Annotated in this window: 20 protein-coding genes; 11 read left to right on the top strand and 9 right to left on the bottom strand. The window is 52.4% G+C overall.

All coding sequences use genetic code 11. From position 1 onward, the window contains the following. Positions 1 to 88: 88 nt before the first annotated feature. From mlaB to mlaF, 5 genes are read right to left on the bottom strand one after another with little or no spacing between them, the layout of a single operon-like run. Positions 89 to 382: a lipid asymmetry maintenance protein MlaB gene (mlaB, locus tag MRY16398_RS02945; protein WP_039077461.1), complete on the bottom strand. Its 294-nt coding sequence runs from the start codon at positions 380 to 382 to the stop codon at positions 89 to 91. Beyond that, entirely contained in the window at positions 382 to 1,017 is a 636-nt protein-coding gene (gene mlaC, locus MRY16398_RS02940; protein WP_039077460.1) for a phospholipid-binding protein MlaC, read from the bottom strand. Before mlaC ends, mlaB begins: the two co-directional genes overlap by 1 nt. 16 nt (positions 1,018 to 1,033) lie before the next feature. Next, positions 1,034 to 1,585 carry an outer membrane lipid asymmetry maintenance protein MlaD gene (mlaD, locus tag MRY16398_RS02935; protein WP_039077459.1) on the bottom strand — a complete coding sequence of 184 codons (552 nt, stop codon included), beginning with the start codon at positions 1,583 to 1,585 and terminating at the stop codon, positions 1,034 to 1,036. 4 nt (positions 1,586 to 1,589) lie between these two features. Beyond that, positions 1,590 to 2,372: a lipid asymmetry maintenance ABC transporter permease subunit MlaE gene (gene mlaE, locus MRY16398_RS02930; RefSeq protein ID WP_039077458.1), complete on the bottom strand. Its 783-nt coding sequence runs from the start codon at positions 2,370 to 2,372 to the stop codon at positions 1,590 to 1,592. 7 nt (positions 2,373 to 2,379) lie between these two features. Then, positions 2,380 to 3,192 (bottom strand): phospholipid ABC transporter ATP-binding protein MlaF, encoded by an 813-nt coding sequence (mlaF, locus tag MRY16398_RS02925; protein WP_108700569.1) that lies wholly within the window; start codon positions 3,190 to 3,192, stop codon positions 2,380 to 2,382. A 232-nt stretch (positions 3,193 to 3,424) separates the two neighbouring features. On the opposite strand from mlaF, the gene MRY16398_RS02920 reads away from it, so the two are divergent. From MRY16398_RS02920 to npr, 11 genes are all read left to right on the top strand, one after another. Then, positions 3,425 to 4,402, top strand: coding sequence for a calcium/sodium antiporter (locus MRY16398_RS02920; RefSeq protein ID WP_125123812.1), 978 nt, complete (start codon positions 3,425 to 3,427; stop codon positions 4,400 to 4,402). A 14-nt stretch (positions 4,403 to 4,416) separates the two neighbouring features. Further along, positions 4,417 to 5,403 carry an arabinose-5-phosphate isomerase KdsD gene (gene kdsD / locus MRY16398_RS02915; RefSeq protein WP_039077455.1) on the top strand — a complete coding sequence of 329 codons (987 nt, stop codon included), beginning with the start codon at positions 4,417 to 4,419 and terminating at the stop codon, positions 5,401 to 5,403. 14 nt (positions 5,404 to 5,417) lie between these two features. Then, entirely contained in the window at positions 5,418 to 5,984 is a 567-nt protein-coding gene (gene kdsC, locus MRY16398_RS02910) for a 3-deoxy-manno-octulosonate-8-phosphatase KdsC (RefSeq protein ID WP_039077454.1), read from the top strand. Further along, complete coding sequence (lptC, locus tag MRY16398_RS02905; protein ID WP_039077453.1) at positions 5,981 to 6,556, top strand: LPS export ABC transporter periplasmic protein LptC; 576 nt, start codon at positions 5,981 to 5,983, stop codon at positions 6,554 to 6,556. The genes kdsC and lptC overlap by 4 nt, the downstream gene beginning before the upstream one ends. After that, positions 6,525 to 7,091, top strand: coding sequence for a lipopolysaccharide ABC transporter substrate-binding protein LptA (gene lptA / locus MRY16398_RS02900; RefSeq protein WP_071194439.1), 567 nt, complete (start codon positions 6,525 to 6,527; stop codon positions 7,089 to 7,091). The genes lptC and lptA overlap by 32 nt, the downstream gene beginning before the upstream one ends. Before the next feature lie 6 nt (positions 7,092 to 7,097). After that, positions 7,098 to 7,823 carry an LPS export ABC transporter ATP-binding protein gene (lptB, locus tag MRY16398_RS02895; protein ID WP_039077451.1) on the top strand — a complete coding sequence of 242 codons (726 nt, stop codon included), beginning with the start codon at positions 7,098 to 7,100 and terminating at the stop codon, positions 7,821 to 7,823. Between the two features lie 48 nt (positions 7,824 to 7,871). Next, complete coding sequence (rpoN, locus tag MRY16398_RS02890; protein WP_071194438.1) at positions 7,872 to 9,305, top strand: RNA polymerase factor sigma-54; 1,434 nt, start codon at positions 7,872 to 7,874, stop codon at positions 9,303 to 9,305. 22 nt (positions 9,306 to 9,327) lie between these two features. Then, positions 9,328 to 9,615 carry a ribosome hibernation promoting factor gene (gene hpf, locus MRY16398_RS02885; protein WP_039077449.1) on the top strand — a complete coding sequence of 96 codons (288 nt, stop codon included), beginning with the start codon at positions 9,328 to 9,330 and terminating at the stop codon, positions 9,613 to 9,615. An 80-nt stretch (positions 9,616 to 9,695) separates the two neighbouring features. Continuing rightward, complete coding sequence (ptsN, locus tag MRY16398_RS02880; RefSeq protein ID WP_039077448.1) at positions 9,696 to 10,187, top strand: PTS IIA-like nitrogen regulatory protein PtsN; 492 nt, start codon at positions 9,696 to 9,698, stop codon at positions 10,185 to 10,187. Positions 10,188 to 10,232: 45 nt separating this feature from the next. Continuing rightward, positions 10,233 to 11,087 (top strand): RNase adapter RapZ, encoded by an 855-nt coding sequence (gene rapZ, locus MRY16398_RS02875; protein ID WP_039077447.1) that lies wholly within the window; start codon positions 10,233 to 10,235, stop codon positions 11,085 to 11,087. Then, complete coding sequence (gene npr, locus MRY16398_RS02870) at positions 11,084 to 11,356, top strand: PTS phosphocarrier protein NPr (protein ID WP_039077446.1); 273 nt, start codon at positions 11,084 to 11,086, stop codon at positions 11,354 to 11,356. The genes rapZ and npr overlap by 4 nt, the downstream gene beginning before the upstream one ends. Before the next feature lie 38 nt (positions 11,357 to 11,394). Here the strand turns inward: npr and mtgA are convergent, their stop codons facing one another. From mtgA to MRY16398_RS02850, 4 genes are all read right to left on the bottom strand, one after another. Beyond that, on the bottom strand, positions 11,395 to 12,099 hold the full coding sequence (mtgA, locus tag MRY16398_RS02865) for a monofunctional biosynthetic peptidoglycan transglycosylase (protein ID WP_223886948.1): 705 nt from the start codon (positions 12,097 to 12,099) through the stop codon (positions 11,395 to 11,397). 20 nt (positions 12,100 to 12,119) lie between these two features. Then, the gene (elbB, locus tag MRY16398_RS02860) at positions 12,120 to 12,773 is read right to left on the bottom strand and encodes an isoprenoid biosynthesis glyoxalase ElbB (protein ID WP_039077444.1); all 654 of its coding nucleotides are present in this window, start codon (positions 12,771 to 12,773) and stop codon (positions 12,120 to 12,122) included. A 231-nt stretch (positions 12,774 to 13,004) separates the two neighbouring features. Next, positions 13,005 to 15,344 carry an aerobic respiration two-component sensor histidine kinase ArcB gene (gene arcB / locus MRY16398_RS02855; protein ID WP_039077443.1) on the bottom strand — a complete coding sequence of 780 codons (2,340 nt, stop codon included), beginning with the start codon at positions 15,342 to 15,344 and terminating at the stop codon, positions 13,005 to 13,007. An 89-nt stretch (positions 15,345 to 15,433) separates the two neighbouring features. Next, a complete protein-coding gene (locus MRY16398_RS02850; RefSeq protein ID WP_039077442.1) occupies positions 15,434 to 16,357 on the bottom strand; it encodes a TIGR01212 family radical SAM protein in 924 nt (307 codons plus the stop codon). Positions 16,358 to 16,639 lie beyond the last annotated feature (282 nt).

Here is a 16,639-nt window from a genome sequence, read left to right as displayed (position 1 = left end):
TCTTAGAGGAAAGTGAGGCGGTCTTAAATAAGCAAAAAGCCCCGTTGGTATACCAAACGAGGCTTTAAAGAGTAACGTACTGAAAAAATTAGCGAGGCAATACGTCTGCAGGCAAATTATATAATGCTGCAAGCGTCTGCAAATTCTCGCTGATCCCTTCGAGTGAAACTTGGTGACCCTGAATTTTCCCCTGAGCAATCAGGTGAATTAATAGCGCCACACCAGCAGTATCAACGCGCGATACGGCGTGAAGATCGATGCAGGTTGTCCCTTTCATTGCCTCCTGACGAGCATTCCACAGAGGATTCAGCACATCCTGATCGAGCTCGCCCTGCAACACCAGCCGTTCACCTTCACGCACCCAGCTTAATTGCGGCGTCATTATTTCTTCTGGTCCAGAGTAATTTTCTGGTGAGAAATGGACTGCAACTGCGCGGTCAGACCATCGATACCTTTGGTGCGCAACAGGTCGCTCCATTCATTTTGCTTAGTGGTGATCATGCTCACCCCTTCGGCAATCATGTCATACGCCTGCCAGTTACCGGACTGCGTGTTTTTGCGCCACTGAAAGTCCAGACGCACTGGCGGACGACCGTTAGGATCGATAATGGTCACACGGATCGGCACGATCGTGGCATCACCCAGCGGTTGCTCCGGGGCAATCTCGTATGTCTGACCGTGGTACATTGCCAGCGCCTGGCCATAGGCCTGTTTCAGATATTCACGGAAAGCAGCGAAGTAGGCTTCGCGCTGCGCAGGGGTTGCGTCTTTATAGTAACGCCCCAGTACCAGAGCACCGGCATATTTAATCTGGACGTATGGCAGTAATTCCTGGTCAACCACATCACGTAAATAATCAGGATTCGCGCGAATCTTCGGCTGCTCATTTTTGAGGCGATCAAATGTTTTCTTTGCCGCTTCCTGCATTGCTTTGTACGGATTAGCTTGCTCCGCCGCGTTGGCGAGCCCAAGTGGCGCGATAACCAGCATGGCAACCATTAATAGACGTTTAAACATGCGTCAACTCTCCTCGTTAATTCGTCTTACCAGCAGACGGTGCGCTGGAAGTATCATCCTGCGGTTTTGACTGCGCATCGCCAGAATTCTTATTGTCACTGCCTTTACTGTTGTAAAGGAATTGTCCGATCAGGTCCTCAAGCACCATGGCGGATTTCGTATCCTGGATTGTGCTGCCTTCTTTAAGCATAGAAGTTCCCAGCTCAGGATCCTCAAAACCTATGTTCAAAGCCAAATATTGCTCACCCAGCAAACCTGACGTGCGAATAGCCAGCGAACTTGTATCCGGAATCTGGTTATAACGTTCTTCGATATCCATCGCGACGCGCGGCAGATAGGTTTTCGGATCAAGTTCAATATCCGCAACACGGCCAACCACTACGCCACCAATACGGACCGGCGAGCGTGCTTTCAGACCGCCAATGTTGTCGAAGGTTGCGTACACGCGATACGTCGGTTCGGTGCGCATAGAGGCGACATCGGCCGCTTTCAGGCAGATAAACAGCCCCGCCAGCAGCGCCAGTAACAGAAAAATGCCTACCCAAATTTCACTTTTTTTCGTTTGCATGAACTCAATTCCCAAACATCAATGCGGTGAGCACAAAATCCAGACCAAGAACGGCCAGTGAAGAGTGCACAACGGTACGCGTCGTTGCCCGACTGATCCCAGCAGAAGTCGGGATCGCGTCGTAACCATTAAATAAAGCAATCCAGGTTACAGTGATAGCAAAGACGACGCTCTTAATCAGACAGTTCACCAGATCCAGTCGCCAGTCGACGGCATTTTGCATCGCCGACCAGAAGAACCCTGAGTCGATTCCTTTCCAGTTCACACCCACCAGCGAGCCGCCCCAGATACCAACTGCAACGAAGATAATCGTCAGCAATGGCAAGGAGATAACACCCGCCCAAAAGCGAGGGGAAATCACGCGCCGCAGTGGGTCAACAGCCATCATTTCAAGGCTTGAAAGTTGCTCAGTCGCGCGCATCAGGCCAATTTCCGCAGTCAGTGCAGACCCCGCACGCCCTGCATAAAGCAGCGCAGCGACAACGGGCCCCAGCTCACGCAACAAGGAGAGTGCCACCAGCATACCCAGACTGGTTTCCGCGCTGTAGGTCGTCAGCACCAGATAACCCTGCAAGCCAAGCACCATGCCGATAAAGACGCCGGACACGATAATAATGAGCATCGACAGGACACCCACATTATAGAGTTGGCGCACCAGCAACGGCGCGTGTTTGCCAAATTCCGGCTTACCGACCAGCGCGTTGAAGAGCATTAAACCAGCGCGGCCAAACGTCGCGATCGTCTTAATCCCGCGATGTCCAAGCGACGCCAGTGCATGTAACAACATGAGTGGCTTAACTCCCTGTCTCAAATAAATCGGATTGATATTGACCTGCGGGATAGCGGAACGGCACGGGTCCGTCGGCAATGCCGTCGAGGAACTGACGGACACGAGGGTCGGCGTTTTCTTGCAAGCCTTGCGCGCTGCCCTGCGCCACAATTTTCCGGTCTGCAACTATATACGCATAGTCGGCGATGCTCAGCACTTCCGGCACGTCATGGGAGACGACAACACAGGTTACGCCCAGCGCGCTATTCAGTTCAGAGATAAGCTTCACCAGCACACCCATGGTAATAGGATCCTGGCCGACAAAAGGTTCGTCGAACATGATTAAATCAGGTTCCAGCGCGATAGCCCTTGCCAGCGCCGCACGACGCGCCATCCCGCCAGAAAGTTCAGAAGGCATGAGTTTTGCCGCACCGCGCAGCCCTACCGCCTCCAGTTTCATCATGACCGTACTTTTCAGCAACGCAGCCGGTAAGTTCGTATGTTCGCGCAGCGGATAGGCGACATTATCGAACACGGTCATATCAGTAAATAATGCGCCGGACTGGAACAACATGCTCATCCGTTTACGCACGGTAAACAGCCGGGAGCGACTCATCTCGGGGATATTCTCGCCGTCAAAGAGGATCTCACCCGCGTCTGGCGGTATCTGTCCACCAATAAGACGAAGCAACGTTGTTTTACCAATCCCGGACGGACCCATGATGGCGGTGATTTTACCGCGCGGCACCGTCAGCGAGATATTGTCGAAAATACGCCGACTTCCACGGGAGAAACTCACGCCACGGATATCGACCAGATTCGCCACAGTCTGGCTCATTCTTTCTTCCTTATAAGCCTTGATTGGGTCTAAGCATGATGCCGGATAACAGCAAGAACCCACCATTTTTACAGAATATTACCCGTATGAGTTAGCGAAAGCTGGCATTTGTTTTACTTTTGAGCCGCATAAAGTCAAAATTAAGAATTCTCTACGCCGCTTAAAATTCCCGGTTTTCCCCGGCAATCGCAGCCTGCGGACCGGCAGATTATACCTCAAGAAAGGACTTTAGATGCTTTTAGCGACGGCGCTGTTAATTATTGGTTTACTGTTAGTGGTATACAGCGCTGACCGATTGGTATTCGCCGCCTCGATTTTATGCCGCAGTCTGGGCGTTCCACCGTTACTCATTGGGATGACAGTGGTGAGTATCGGCACCTCTCTTCCGGAGATGATTGTCTCCGTTGCTGCCGCCATGCATGGTCAGCTTGATCTGGCGCTGGGTACGGCCCTCGGCTCTAATATCACCAATATTCTGTTGATTCTTGGACTCGCTGCGCTTCTGCATCCATTTACCGTCCATTCCGATATCCTGCGCCGTGAATTGCCGCTAATGTTAATAACCAGCATGCTGGCAGGGTTCGTCCTGTTTGACGGGCAACTTACCCGGCTGGACGGCCTGTTTTTACTTCTGCTGGCCGTGCTATGGCTGGTATACATTGTTAAAATCGCCCGTCTGGCTGAACTGCAAGGTAGCGATACGCTAACACGTGAACAAGTTGCAGAGTTGCCGCGTGGCGGCAGCCTGTCAGTGGCATTCTTGTGGCTTGGCGTTGCACTTATCATTATGCCGATGTCAACGCGTATGGTCGTAGACAATGCCACGGTGGTCGCAAACTATTTCGCGATGAGCGAATTAACCATCGGGCTGACGGTAATTGCCATTGTGACCGGACTGCCGGAACTGGCGACAGCTATTGCCGGGGCACGTAAAGGAGAAGACGATATTGCGATCGGTAATATCATCGGCTCGAATATTTTCAACATCACGCTGGTGCTGGGTTTACCCGCACTGATAGCGCCGGGTTATTTTAACAGCCTGGCTTTTACGCGAGATTACGGCGTGATGTTACTGGTGAGCGTCATTTTTGCCCTCACCTGCTGGCGGCGTAAGCAGCAGACAGGCAAAGGAACTGGCGCATTATTATTAGGCGGTTTTATCACCTGGTTGGCACTACTGTACTGGGTTACGCCGCGTTTGACAGGATAACTGGACACACATTTATGTCGCATATCGATCTGCAACCGGGCTTCGACTTTCAGCAGGCTGGCCGGGACGTTTTGCAAATTGAACGTGAAGGCCTGGCTCAGCTTGATCAATACATCAATCAGGATTTTGCACAGGCCTGCGAGAAAATTTTCTATTGCAGCGGCAAAGTCGTCGTAATGGGAATGGGAAAATCCGGTCACATCGGCCGCAAAATGGCCGCAACATTCGCCAGTACCGGGACCTCTTCTTTCTTTGTTCATCCGGGAGAAGCGGCGCACGGCGATCTGGGTATGGTCGGTTCGCAGGATGTGGTGATCGCGCTGTCGAACTCCGGTGAGTCGAATGAGATCCTGGCGTTGATCCCTGTGCTCAAACGACTCAAAGTCTTTCTGATCTGTATGACAAGCCGTCCGGACAGCAGTATGGGCCGCGCGGCTGACATTCATCTGTGCGTGAAGGTGCCGCAAGAAGCCTGTCCATTAGGGCTGGCACCGACATCCAGTACTACCGCCGCACTGGTCATGGGAGATGCCCTGGCCGTCGCGCTGTTGAAAGCCCGGGGTTTTACAGCAGAGGATTTTGCGCTTTCCCACCCTGGCGGTGCGCTTGGGCGTAAGCTCCTGCTGCGGGTCAATGACATCATGCATACCGGGGATGAAATTCCGCATGTGAGTAAAGAGGCCACGCTGCGTGACGCCCTGCTCGAAATCACGCGCAAGAATTTAGGCCTGACAGTTATTTGCGACGATCTGATGAAAATCGAAGGCATTTTTACTGATGGCGATTTGCGCCGTGTATTTGATATGGGCGTGGATGTGCGAAATTTAGGCATTGCTGAGGTCATGACGCCAGGCGGTATTCGCGTACGTCCTGGCACACTGGCGGTGGACGCGCTCAATTTGATGCAGTCCCGCCATATCACCTCTGTTTTGGTTGCCGATGGCGACCAATTGCTGGGTGTGTTACATATGCATGATTTGCTGCGCGCGGGCGTGGTGTGAAAAAGGATCGAAGAATGAGTAAGGTTGGAGCGTCGCTTGCGACATGCTACGGACCCGTCAGTACGCAGGTAATGGCGAAGGCAGAAAAAATTAAGCTGTTAATTCTTGATGTAGATGGTGTTTTATCTGATGGATCTATCTACATGGGTAATAATGGAGAAGAGTTGAAAGCGTTCAACGTCCGCGATGGTTACGGTATCCGTTGTGCATTAACGTCCGACATTGAGGTTGCCATTATTACTGGCCGAAAAGCTAAACTGATGGAAGACCGCTGCGAAACGCTGGGCATTACGCACCTCTATCAAGGGCAATCAGATAAGTTGTTGGCTTATCGCGAGTTATTGAGCAAACTTTCGCTGACGCCGGAACACGTTGCGTATGTGGGAGACGACCTCATCGACTGGCCTGTGATGGCTGAAATCGGTTTAAGCGTGGCGGTGGCGGATGCGCATCCGTTGCTCATTCCTCGGGCGAATTATGTCACCCGTACAGCAGGCGGGCGTGGTGCGGTTCGTGAAGTGTGTGATTTGTTATTGCTGGCGCAAGGCAAGCTTGATGAGGCCAAAGGGCAATCAATATGAGTAAAACCAGACGTTGGGTCATCATTGTGCTGTCACTGGTCGCACTGATACTGATTGGGGTGAACCTGGCCGATCGCGAACAGCCAGAACAAGTGACCGTTAACAATACTGACCCAACGTATAAAAGCGAGCATACCGATACGGTAGTCTACAGTCCGGAAGGTGCCTTGAACTATCGGCTGATAGCACAGCATGTTGAATATTATTCCGCTGATGCAATCACCTGGTTTACCCAGCCGGTGCTAACAACTTTCGACAAAGATAAAATTCCCGAGTGGTCCATTAAGGCGGATAAAGCGAAGCTGACCAATGACCGGATGCTTTACCTTTACGGACATGTTGAGGTCAACGCCCTGACCGCGGATGCTCAACTGCGAAAAATTACGACGGATAATGCACAGATAAACCTGATCACGCAGGATGTCGCCTCTGATGATCAAGTTACGTTATACGGAACAACATTTAATTCCACCGGCCTGAAAATGCGCGGCAATTTACGCAGCAAAAACGCCGAGCTTATTGAAAAGGTTAGAAGCTCCTATGAAATTCAGAACAAACAAACTCAGCCTTAATTTTGCCCTGGCCAGTGTCCTTTTTGCCGCCAGTCTTCCGGCGCTTGCGGTGACCGGCGATACCGAGCAACCGATCCATATCGACTCCGATCAGCAGGCGCTGGATATGCAGGGGAATGTGGTGACCTTCACCGGTAATGTTGTCGTGACCCAGGGCACCATCAAAATCAATGCCGACAAGGTTGTGGTAACACGCCCTGGCGGACAGCAAGGTAAAGAAATCATTGATGGTTACGGTAATCCTGCCACCTTTTATCAGATGCAGGATAACGGCAAACCTGTGAAAGGCCACGCCTCCCAGATGCACTATGAGCTGGAAAAAGATTTCGTGGTCCTGACAGGCAATGCCTACCTTGAACAGCTTGATAGCAACATCACGGGCGACAAAATTACCTATCTGGTGAAAGAGCAGAAAATGCAGGCTTTCAGCGATAAAGGCAAACGCGTGACGACGGTTCTGGTGCCGTCGCAGTTGCAGGATAAGAGCAACAATAAAACCCCGGCTCCGGCTCCGGCGCAAAAAAAGAGTAACTAATTCGTTATGGCAACATTAACTGCAAAGAATCTCGCCAAGGCCTACAAAGGTCGTCGTGTGGTGGAAGATGTCAGTCTGACAGTCAATTCAGGCGAAATTGTCGGGCTGCTCGGTCCTAACGGTGCAGGTAAAACCACGACGTTCTACATGGTCGTTGGTATCGTGTCGCGTGATGCGGGCAATATCATCATTGATGATGAAGATATCAGTCTGCTGCCGCTACATGCCCGGGCACGTCGCGGTATCGGCTATTTGCCGCAGGAAGCCTCTATTTTCCGGCGCCTGAGCGTATTTGACAATCTCATGGCGGTACTGCAAATTCGCGACGATCTCACATCCGAACAGCGTGTGGATCGGGCGAACGAGCTGATGGAAGAGTTTCATATTGAACATCTGCGCGACAATATGGGGCAGGCGCTTTCTGGTGGTGAACGTCGTCGTGTCGAAATTGCTCGCGCGCTGGCCGCAAACCCGAAATTTATCCTGCTGGATGAACCGTTTGCTGGCGTTGATCCGATATCGGTTATTGATATCAAACGCATTATTGAGCATCTGCGTGATAGCGGGCTTGGCGTGTTGATTACCGACCACAACGTTCGCGAAACGTTGGCGGTGTGTGAGCGGGCTTATATTGTCAGCCAGGGGCATTTGATCGCGCACGGTACGCCTCAGCAAATCCTTGAAGACGAACATGTTAAGCGCGTATATCTTGGGGAAGACTTCAGACTCTGATAGGGTAGGGTTTATTGACGTGTTTAGTCGGAGAGTACTGCTCTGAATATGAAGCAAGGTTTGCAATTAAGGCTCAGCCAACAGCTAGCCATGACGCCACAGTTGCAACAGGCTATTCGCCTGCTGCAACTGTCCACGTTGGAACTTCAGCAAGAACTCCAGCAAGCTCTGGAAAGTAATCCATTGCTTGAGCAAACCGATCTTCACGAAGAAGTGGATGCACAACAATCCCAGGACAACGAAGGGCTGGACACGGTTGACGCTCTTGAGCAAAAAGAGATGCCCGAAGAGTTGCCCCTGGATGCCAGTTGGGACGAAATCTATACCGCTGGCACCCCTTCCGGTAGCAGCACCGATTACCTTGACGATGAACTGCCTATTTACCAGGGAGAGACCACCCAGTCGCTACAGGATTACCTGATGTGGCAGGTGGAACTCACCCCCTTCTCGGATACCGATCGCGCCATTGCGACCTCCATTGTCGACGCTGTTGATGACACGGGTTATCTCACCGTTCCCCTGGAAGACATCCTGGAAAGCATGGGTGATGAAGAGATCGGTCTGGATGAAGTCGAAGCGGTACTGAAACGTATTCAACGTTTTGATCCGGTCGGTGTTGCGGCCAGGGATCTGCGCGATTGCCTGTTGATCCAACTCTCTCAATTTGCCAAAGAGACCCCCTGGTGCGATGAAGCGCGTTTAATCATCAGTGATCACCTGGATCTGCTCGCTAACCATGACTTCCGAACGCTGATGCGCGTCACACGTCTGAAAGAAGATGTGCTAAAAGAGGCGGTCAATTTAATCCAGTCTCTTGATCCACGCCCTGGCCAGTCAATCCAGACCGGCGAGCCCGAATATGTCATTCCTGACGTGCTGGTGCGCAAGCACAATGGGCGCTGGACGGTCGAGCTGAACTCCGACAGCATTCCACGTTTGCAAATCAACCAGCACTACGCCGCTATGTGCGGTGGGGCGCGTAACGATGCCGACAGCCAGTTTATCCGCAGCAATCTGCAGGAAGCGAAATGGCTGATCAAAAGCCTTGAGAGCCGGAATGACACCCTGTTAAGGGTAAGCCGCTGCATTGTTGAACAGCAGCAGGCGTTTTTCGAGCAAGGCGAAGAATTTATGAAACCGATGGTTCTGGCCGATATCGCTCAGGCCGTCGAGATGCATGAATCAACGATTTCCCGTGTCACGACCCAAAAATATCTGCACAGTCCGCGTGGCATCTTTGAGCTTAAATATTTCTTCTCCAGTCATGTGAATACCGAAGGCGGCGGCGAAGCCTCGTCAACGGCTATCCGTGCACTGGTGAAGAAATTAATTGCCGCAGAGAATCCTGCGAAGCCGTTGAGTGACAGTAAGCTGACTACCATGCTCTCAGATCAGGGTATTATGGTAGCGCGGCGAACCGTTGCGAAGTATCGAGAGTCTTTATCCATTCCGCCGTCTAATCAGCGCAAACAGCTGGTGTGACCTAACCGATAAGGAAGACACTATGCAGCTTAATATCACTGGACATAACGTCGAGATAACCGAGGCCCTGCGCGAATTCGTCACCGCGAAATTTGCCAAACTCGAACAATATTTCGAAAGGATCAATCAGGTCTATGTTGTGTTGAAAGTGGAGAAAGTGACTCATATCTCGGACGCGACCCTGCACGTAAACGGGGGGGAGATTCATGCAAGTGCGGAAGGACAAGACATGTATGCTGCTATCGACGGTTTAATTGATAAACTGGCGCGGCAGCTCACGAAACATAAAGATAAACTGAAACAACACTAATTGTCCGGGCACTCGTCTGGCGCGTATCACCCTGCCGCAACCCGGCAGGGTGTCTGCACTGGCGACGCTTAGGTGAAATTATGATGAACAACGATTCCGCTCTTCAATTGAGCAATGTCCTTAACCAGGAATGTACCCGTAGTGGCGTTCACTGCCAGAGCAAGAAACGTGCCCTGGAAATTATCAGTGAACTGGCTGCAAAGCAGTTGAGCCTGCCACCACAAGTGGTCTTCGAAGCGATCCTGACGCGTGAGAAAATGGGCAGTACCGGCATTGGTAACGGTATCGCCATCCCTCACGGAAAACTCGAAGAAGATACTCTTCGTGCCGTTGGTGTTTTTGTACAACTGGAAACACCTATCGCCTTCGATGCCATTGATAACCAGCCAGTCGATCTGCTCTTCGCGCTTCTGGTTCCCGCCGATCAGACCAAAACCCACCTGCATACGCTTTCGTTGGTGGCCAAGCGTCTGGCGGACAAAACCATCTGCCGCCGCCTGCGCTCAGCGCAAAGCGATGAGGAGTTGTATCAGATCATCACGCTGACAGAAGGCGAAAATGACGATGCGTAACGCAACAGCCGCCTTTCTGTCATTGGTTCTGAGGAGAATTGGCTCATGGTCCTGATGATCGTTAGTGGTCGTTCGGGCTCTGGTAAGTCAGTGGCCCTGCGCGCCCTGGAAGACATGGGATTTTACTGCGTCGATAACCTGCCGGTCGTCCTGTTGCCAGAGCTGGCAAGAACGCTGGCTGACCGCCAGACGTCAGCCGCCGTCAGCATCGATGTGCGTAATATGCCGGAATCCCCGGAAATTTTTGAGCAGGCGATGAGCAGCCTGCCAGACTATTTCTCACCGCAACTGCTGTTCCTGGATGCCGATCGTAACACCTTGATCCGCCGCTACAGCGACACGCGTCGTCTGCACCCTCTTTCCAGCAAAAACCTGTCTCTGGAAAGCGCCATCGATGAAGAGAGCAATCTGCTGGAGCCACTGCGCTCACGCGCGGATCTCATCGTCGATACATCGGAAATGTCTGTTCATGAGCTCGCCGAGATGCTCCGCACCCGCCTGTTGGGTAAACGCGAGCGCGAGCTGACGATGGTGTTCGAGTCCTTTGGCTTTAAGCACGGTATCCCTATCGATGCCGACTATGTGTTTGACGTACGCTTCTTGCCTAACCCGCACTGGGACCCGAAATTACGCCCAATGACCGGGCTGGATAAACCGGTTGCCGCCTTCCTTGACAGACATACGGAAGTGCACAATTTTATCTACCAGACCCGCAGTTATCTCGAACTGTGGTTACCGATGCTGGAAACCAATAATCGCAGCTATTTAACGGTGGCGATTGGGTGTACCGGCGGTAAACACCGTTCCGTCTATGTGGCTGAACAACTTGCGGACTATTTCCGCTCGCGCGGTAAAAACGTTCAGTCTCGTCATCGTACGCTGGAAAAACGGAAAACATGACCGTAAAACAAACTGTGGAAATCACCAATAAGCTGGGTATGCACGCCCGCCCGGCGATGAAACTGTTTGAACTGGTTCAGGGCTTTGATGCTGAGGTGCTGCTGCGTAACGACGAAGGAACCGAAGCCGAGGCCAATAGCGTGATTGCGCTACTCATGCTGGACTCCGCCAAGGGCCGGCAGATAGAGATAGAAGCGACAGGCCCCCAGGAAGAAGAAGCGCTGGCGGCCGTCATTGCGCTTTTTATTGCCGGGTTTGATGAAGACTGACTGCACGGGTTTTCCCTCTCCCAATGGAGAGGGTATCGTCAATGCAGTTTATTGCGTTCCAGGAACTCTTCTCCGCCAAGCTGACGCATCTGGCGCATAATCCACGCCTGACGGCTGCGCACATACCCTGAGGGCGCATCCGCGCGAAAACGTACCGGGTTTGGCAATACCGCCGCCAGCAATGCCGCCTCAGCCATCGTCAACTTGCTGGCGGGTTTATGAAAGTAACGCTGCGAAGCGGCTTCCACACCAAAGATGCCATCGCCAAATTCAGCAATATTCAAATAGACCGTCAGAATACGCCGCTTGGTCCAGACAGCCTCCGTGATCAGCGTTAATCCCGCTTCAAAGCCTTTACGCACCCAGCTTTTACCGTCCCAGAGCAGCAGGTTTTTAATGGTCTGCTGGGAAATGGTTGACGCACCGCGAATACGATTTTCATGCTGTTCATTGTGCGATAAGGCTTTTTCAATCGCGCCAAAATCCAGCCCCCAATGATCCGGGAAACGCTGATCTTCGGCGGCAATCACCGCCAGCGCCGCCCAGGGTGAGATCTCATCCATACCGACCCAGTCCGAGTGAGCGACATAGCCGAAATCCCCGGTAAGCCACGCCCCAAACTGCCGTTCGACCATCACGGCTGAAAACGGCACCGGCAAAAAACTGAACAGAAGAATACCGCCGCCCCAGAAAATGCCCAGCGCCAGCACCACCCGGAGTAATAGCTTTTTGATTTTCGCCATTAGCGGGCCACGCGCCCCTCTCATTCAGTGAGCACCAGAACGCGAGAGACCAGTTTTTCGATCCCGGCGGCCGCCTCCGCAATATTCTGCGCCAGCATATACGCAGGCGTGGTCACCACTTTGTTGTCCTCATCGACCACAATGTCGTCGACAGGGCAAGGCACGTGTTCAGCCCCCATATCTTCCAGTACTTCAGCGGTATCGATATCCGTACCAATCGTCAGACGCAGCGGGAAAGCAAAGATTTTTGGCAGCATCGCAGGCGCAATGCACATAAAGCCGAGCGGTTTCCCCGCCTGGTGCATCTCCAGAGCCAGTCGTTTCAGATCCGGATCGACCACGCTTTCACTACCGAGACTGGCAAAGCTGCTCAGGTTTTTCGCTGCGCCAAATCCGCCAGGAACGATCAGCGCATCCAGATCGTTTATTGATGCCTGCGCGATAGGAAGGATCGCACCGCGAGCAATTCGGGCCGCTTCGATCAGCACGTTCCTGCTTTCCCCCATCGGTTCACCCGTAAGATGATTAATGACATCGGTCTGGGGCTTGTCCGGTGCAAAACATACAGCCTCAGCGCCTTCGCGAGCGATCGCCAGTAGGGTGATGACCGCTTCATGGATCTCCGATCCGTCATAAACGCCTGATCCGCTGAGAACAACACCGATTTTTTTCATTTTGCTCATCCTTTATGCAACGTACTCGGGATAATTAAAAATTTTGATAAGGGCGCTACGCTTCACACATTTCGCTGATTCATGTAACAAATACTTTAAGATTTGCTATCTTATGTGCGTGCAGTTCAAATTTTCCCGACTGCGCCCTTGATAAAAAATAGATAACTTTACGGCGCAGCCACGATTTCCCTGGTGTTGGCGCAGTATTCGCGCACCCCGGTTAATCCGGGGTCATTTTTTTCCAGCGTTTGCCACCCACGCTTTCAAGACGTCAACATCGTGCTGCCATTCCTGCTTCATCTCTTCAACCCATTCACCGACGTTATCCCACCAGGCAGGCAGGTCGGGTGACTGAATTTGTTGACCCAGTTGTTGCAGGTGGCGAAGACCGACCGATCCCGCGGCACCTTTGATCTTATGCCCCTCTTCGACGATCCCTTTTTGATCCCGCGCGGTAAGGTTAGACTCCAGTACACTCAGATAGCCCGGCATCATTTTCTCGAATACCGCCAGCCCATCGGTGATCAGCTTCGGACCGACCAGCTCGATATACTGTTCAAGCATCGGGATATCCAGCAGGTTTTGTGATTTTTGACCCTCGGTAACAGACATTGCGTCTTTCTCCTCTTCTTCGCCCGCATCCCAGAATTTCTTAATCATGGCAGTTAATGCCGGGACCGCCAGCGGCTTGCTTAAGACGTCGTCCATCCCTGCATCCAGATACTCTTTTTTATCTTTCAGTACGTTGGCGGTAAGCGCCACCAGCGGCGGTAAATCGTCGCGGGCAAACTGGCTGGTGAGGATGCGCGAAATGTCCAGCCCGGTCATATCCGGCAACTGAATATCCAGCAGTACCAGGTCATATTCTCCAGGTTTGAACATCTCCAGTGCGGCCTTACCGGTCATTGCCACATCCACACTGTTGCCCAGCTTTTCCAGTACGGAACGGGCAACGATCACGTTAAGCTCAATGTCTTCCACCAACAGCACATGCAGCGCTGGCAGCGGCATATCATCGTCTTCAAACGCATCTTCCACTTCCTCTGCCACCGCAGGCGCGTGAACAGTCAGGGTGAAGATCGAACCTTTGCCCGGCTGGCTGGTAACAACAATGTCACCGCCCATGTTTTTCGCCAGGCGACGCGATACCGCGAGACCAATCCCGGTACCGGTAGCAGGCTTGCCGCCATGGCTATCTTTCACCTGATAATACATGGCGAAAATTTTATCCAACTCTTCGCGAGGAATACCAATCCCGGAATCTTCGACCTCGAAGTGCAGCATATCGCCTTCGTCATAGCGCACACGGACGGTGACTTGCCCCTCACGGGTAAATTTGACGGCGTTGCTGATAAGGTTCCACAGGATCTGCCGCAACCGCGTGCCGTCAGTGACCACCTTATGCGGTAACGGCAGGGCAGGCTCCATGACAAAGCGCAGACCTTTCTGGTGCGCCTGCAGGCCGGAAAGGTTTTCCAGGTCGGCGAGGAAGCTGGTGAAATCCACCGGCTGGTTATCGAGCTGGACTTTACGACGCTCCATTTTATCCATATCAATAATATCGTTGAAGATATTGCCCAGAGTGACGGCAGAGACATGGATGGTTTTCAGGTATTTTTCCTGCTCGGCCGTTAAATCGGTATCCAGCAGAATACGGCTCAACCCGACGATGCCATTAAGCGGCGTGCGCAGTTCGTGGCTGATAGTAGAGATAAAGGTGGTTTTATCGCGGCTGGCACGCTCCAGGGCGTCCTGATAGCGCTTACGCTCGGTGATATCACGCCCGAAGCCCATCAAGCCGTGGCGCTTACCTACGCGGTCATAATAGGGCACCTTGCGAATTTCAAAACAGGCTTTGCGTCCATCCGGATAATCCAGCCACTGCTCATAGGTCAGCGAAACATTGTGGCGAAACACCTTCTCATCGGTCTCAATGACCTTCTCCGCCGCTTCCGGCGCGTAGACATCCTGTGGTTTAAGGTTAATCAGTTGCTTCTCGCTTTTGCCCGTCAGCAGTTCCATTGCCCGGTTACAGCCGGAAAATTCTTTGTCTTCGTTGCGATAGAAAACCAGGTCCGGGGAGGCATCAAGGAAAGAGCGTAAAAAGGTGGATTGCTGTTCAAGCTGAATCTGCGTCTGCTCGCGCTCCTGCATCTCCACTTTAAGCTGCTCAAATGTCGCCTGACGTTCAGCTTCGGCTTTCTCGCGATCCGCCATCTCCTGGTTGAGCCGGGTGATGTTGTCTTTAAGCTGGATATTCAGTTTGAGGTCGCGGTCGCGCATCTCTTCCAGCTTGTCCACCAGCCGCGACAGGCGCTGACGTGACTCTTCAAGCTGCTCAACGACAACCGATAAGAAATAGACCGCCCAGGGGGTAATTAACAAGCCAAAAAAGATAGAGCGAATGACGTCGATGCTCGCCACCTGCCCCTGTAAGACCATCGTCACCGCCATTTGTACGACGATAGCCAGTACCACCAGCGCCAGGGCAAGTAACAGGGAGAAACGAACCAACCCGAGCTTCATCATCAGGTCGACGTAATATTGCGCCAGTAAACGGATTTGCTTCATAGCGATTTCCTTAAACAATTCCGTTCAATAATACCCAATTCTGAGCAACACGTTGAAGGTTGTGCGAAAAATGCGGAGCCAGGCAACCGTCACGGTTGGATCCAGGGGCGACCCACTGCGGAACCTTGCACACCATGTTCAGTAAGATAGCGATCAAGCTCAACCATTCCCGTCCAGCGATTTTCGCACCACAACGGCGCCAGAAGCGTCGGGCGACGGGCGCTGGCAGAGACGCGATGGTAAATCACCTCCGCTGGCGTGGCGCGAATCATCTCCCCGGCGGTGACAGTGTAGTCTTCCAGTTCAATACCCTGCAGACGGCCCGCCTCCCAGGCTTTCGCCATAATGCTGCCCTTCACAATATGCAGGGGATGCAGCTTGATACCGTCTACGCCAGTCTCTACCACGCGATGGAGCGTTTGCAGGCATTCCGACTGCCCTTCCCCCGGCAAACCGACAATAAGGTGGCTACAGACTTTCAGCCCGCGCTCGCGGGCCAGACGGGTGGTTCGCTGGTAACAGGCGAAATCATGCCCACGGTTAATACGGTGCAGCGTTTTATCGTGCGCGGTTTGCAGACCCAGCTCCAGCCAGACTTCATACCCCTGATCTTTGTATTCGCTTAGCAAATCCAGCACCGCCTCGGGTACACAGTCCGGGCGTGTGCCGACACACAGGCCAACAATGCTGGCCTGGCTTATTGCCTGTTGATACATGGAACGCAGCACCTGTACTTCGGCCCAGGTGCTGGTGTAAGCCTGGAAATAGGCGAGGTAGCGTTTAGCGCGATTCACCAGGTTCGCCTGATGTGCCAGTTGTTCGGCAATCGAACGATGCTGCTGCTCTTCATCGGCAAAAGAAGCGACATTGCAGAACGTACAGCCGCCCCGGCCGATGGTGCCATCCCGATTCGGGCAGCTAAAACCGCCGTGAAGCGTCAATTTATGAACCTTTTGTCCATGACGACGGGCAAGATCCCCACCAAACATATTGACTAATTTTTGTAACTGCATAATCTGACAGGCCGTGCCTTTGAAAAGAGGCCAAGCCTGCCATTTTTAGCTTTCGACGGCGATGATGTGGATCAATCGCCCGGCAAGGCTTTTATTCATTGCATAAACAGTCAAGATTACCGCAATTTCATGCACTCCTCGGGCAATTACTTTTCCTTATGTTCAGACGATATTTTGCAGAAATAGTGTCACAAGTGAAAAACAGTGCGTTCATGTGCTCATAAGAACATTCTCAGAATAATATTCTGAAATCCACATTTCCCTTAGTAGGGTAACGCATTA

This window comes from Phytobacter sp. MRY16-398, from assembly GCF_003925915.1.
GTDB lineage: Bacteria > Pseudomonadota > Gammaproteobacteria > Enterobacterales > Enterobacteriaceae > Phytobacter > Phytobacter diazotrophicus.
Note: the sequence above shows the minus strand (reverse complement) of the source record. Positions and strands in the feature narration are given on the sequence as shown.

Coding starts and splice junctions, on each gene's coding strand:
- mlaB (WP_039077461.1), bottom strand. CDS start 382: ATGACGCCGCAATTAAGCTGGGTGCGTGAAGGTGAACGGCTGGTGTTG.
- mlaC (WP_039077460.1), bottom strand. CDS start 1,017: ATGTTTAAACGTCTATTAATGGTTGCCATGCTGGTTATCGCGCCACTT.
- mlaD (WP_039077459.1), bottom strand. CDS start 1,585: ATGCAAACGAAAAAAAGTGAAATTTGGGTAGGCATTTTTCTGTTACTG.
- mlaE (WP_039077458.1), bottom strand. CDS start 2,372: ATGTTGTTACATGCACTGGCGTCGCTTGGACATCGCGGGATTAAGACG.
- mlaF (WP_108700569.1), bottom strand. CDS start 3,192: ATGAGCCAGACTGTGGCGAATCTGGTCGATATCCGTGGCGTGAGTTTC.
- MRY16398_RS02920 (WP_125123812.1), top strand. CDS start 3,425: ATGCTTTTAGCGACGGCGCTGTTAATTATTGGTTTACTGTTAGTGGTA.
- kdsD (WP_039077455.1), top strand. CDS start 4,417: ATGTCGCATATCGATCTGCAACCGGGCTTCGACTTTCAGCAGGCTGGC.
- kdsC (WP_039077454.1), top strand. CDS start 5,418: ATGAGTAAGGTTGGAGCGTCGCTTGCGACATGCTACGGACCCGTCAGT.
- lptC (WP_039077453.1), top strand. CDS start 5,981: ATGAGTAAAACCAGACGTTGGGTCATCATTGTGCTGTCACTGGTCGCA.
- lptA (WP_071194439.1), top strand. CDS start 6,525: ATGAAATTCAGAACAAACAAACTCAGCCTTAATTTTGCCCTGGCCAGT.
- lptB (WP_039077451.1), top strand. CDS start 7,098: ATGGCAACATTAACTGCAAAGAATCTCGCCAAGGCCTACAAAGGTCGT.
- rpoN (WP_071194438.1), top strand. CDS start 7,872: ATGAAGCAAGGTTTGCAATTAAGGCTCAGCCAACAGCTAGCCATGACG.
- hpf (WP_039077449.1), top strand. CDS start 9,328: ATGCAGCTTAATATCACTGGACATAACGTCGAGATAACCGAGGCCCTG.
- ptsN (WP_039077448.1), top strand. CDS start 9,696: ATGATGAACAACGATTCCGCTCTTCAATTGAGCAATGTCCTTAACCAG.
- rapZ (WP_039077447.1), top strand. CDS start 10,233: ATGGTCCTGATGATCGTTAGTGGTCGTTCGGGCTCTGGTAAGTCAGTG.
- npr (WP_039077446.1), top strand. CDS start 11,084: ATGACCGTAAAACAAACTGTGGAAATCACCAATAAGCTGGGTATGCAC.
- mtgA (WP_223886948.1), bottom strand. CDS start 12,099: ATGGCGAAAATCAAAAAGCTATTACTCCGGGTGGTGCTGGCGCTGGGC.
- elbB (WP_039077444.1), bottom strand. CDS start 12,773: ATGAAAAAAATCGGTGTTGTTCTCAGCGGATCAGGCGTTTATGACGGA.
- arcB (WP_039077443.1), bottom strand. CDS start 15,344: ATGAAGCAAATCCGTTTACTGGCGCAATATTACGTCGACCTGATGATG.
- MRY16398_RS02850 (WP_039077442.1), bottom strand. CDS start 16,357: ATGCAGTTACAAAAATTAGTCAATATGTTTGGTGGGGATCTTGCCCGT.